Raw genomic sequence first — 782 nt, 5'->3', positions numbered from 1 at the left:
CATTCCCCTTGCGCTCTTTGTAGCTTGACCATGTGTTCTCTTCTCGAGTAGCTAACCTCTTCAAATCGCTTTGAATAAGTTAACTTGCAGAAATTGCAGTTGTTACTCGCGAACAAATCAGATTGACTTGTTCTCGTTTAACTAATCTCGATTTCTATCTGCTTTCGCTTTATTCAGTTTTCAAGGTACATCAAGTTGGCTTCGCCAACTTGGAGAGATTTTCCTTGACTCGCTTCGTTCGTCATTTTGCTTCGCAAAACCGGAAAACTCTCGGCCTCGCCGCATCCTTTCAAACGTTGCTTTGTCAATGTCCAATCTCTTGGTGGGCTTCGTCACTCGAGTCACTCTCCGCTGTTGGCTTATACTTCGTATAAGCTTTCGCTTCGGTTCCTCTCGCTTCTCTGCCCGGCCCTTTCGGGCTGGTGGGCTTAAGTGGACTCGAACCACCGACCTCACGCTTATCAGGCGTGCGCTCTAACCGGCTGAGCTATAAGCCCATTTCTTGGTTTGAGAAGGTGGTCTCCCATCCTTGCCCATGGTGGAGATGAACGGGATCGAACCGATGACCCCCTGCTTGCAAAGCAGGTGCTCTCCCAGCTGAGCTACACCCCCATATTTACTTGTGGGCGCATTCCCATCCATTCCCTGAGGATTCCTTTTTTTAAGGACCCTCAAAATTAAACAACGATTCAAAAGTTAGATCCGTGTCTGACCTTGGATGTTGGAAGAAAACCTTGGCTTTCTTCGAGTCTCCATAGAAAGGAGGTGATCCAGCCGCACCT

2 tRNA genes are annotated in these 782 nt (G+C 48.2%); both read right to left on the bottom strand.

What is annotated here, in order from left to right:
* Nucleotides 1-420: 420 nt before the first annotated feature.
* Nucleotides 421-497 (bottom strand) — tRNA-Ile (locus ODJ80_RS14055).
* Nucleotides 498-536: 39 nt separating this feature from the next.
* Nucleotides 537-612: transfer RNA gene (locus ODJ80_RS14050), tRNA-Ala, on the bottom strand.
* Nucleotides 613-782 lie beyond the last annotated feature (170 nt).

Origin of the sequence: Acutalibacter sp. LFL-21, assembly GCF_025630755.1 — a bacterium.
Lineage (GTDB): Bacteria > Bacillota > Clostridia > Oscillospirales > Acutalibacteraceae > Acutalibacter > Acutalibacter stercoravium.
The sequence above is the reverse complement of the archived record's forward strand: the minus strand, read 5'-3'. Positions and strand labels throughout refer to the sequence as shown.